This is a genomic window from Streptomyces colwelliae (assembly GCF_048158785.1).
Classification (GTDB): Bacteria; Actinomycetota; Actinomycetes; order Streptomycetales; family Streptomycetaceae; genus Streptomyces.
In genome coordinates, this window is the sequence record NZ_JBLTJC010000894.1 from 1 (window position 1) to 599 (window position 599).

Annotated in this window: 1 rRNA gene; it reads right to left on the bottom strand. The window is 59.6% G+C overall.

Annotated features, from left to right (window positions below):
* Positions 1–382 precede the first annotated feature (382 nt).
* A 16S ribosomal RNA gene (locus ACNFOC_RS55040) occupies positions 383–599 on the bottom strand; the annotation flags it as partial.

Below are 599 nucleotides of genomic sequence, written 5' to 3' on the forward strand. Positions count from 1 at the left end.
CGTGGCCTCCCACGTCCTTCATCGGTTCCTGGTGCCAAGGCATCCACCGTGCGCCCTTAAAAACTTGGCCACAGATGCTCGCGTCCACTGTGCAGTTCTCAAACAACGACCAACCACCCATCACCCCGCCCCTTACGGCAAGTTCACTGGGGTCGGCACTGAAGGCAGCCTCACGGCCATACCCTCAGACACCCAACAGCGTGCCCGGCATCCCCGTCACTCGTGATCAGCTTTCCACGCTCCGAAGAGCAGTACTTGCAGCCCGAGATGAACGGCGACACCGAATAATCAACGTTCCACCCTTGAGCAACCACCGTCGGACATGCGCCGACGTAATGGCCCTGGACCACCAAGCAAGCTTGGCGGCCTAGATGCTCCTTAGAAAGGAGGTGATCCAGCCGCACCTTCCGGTACGGCTACCTTGTTACGACTTCGTCCCAATCGCCAGTCCCACCTTCGACAGCTCCCTCCCCACAAGGGGGTTGGGCCACCGGCTTCGGGTGTTACCGACTTTCGTGACGTGACGGGCGGTGTGTACAAGGCCCGGGAACGTATTCACCGCAGCAATGCTGATCTGCGATTACTAGCAACTCCGACTT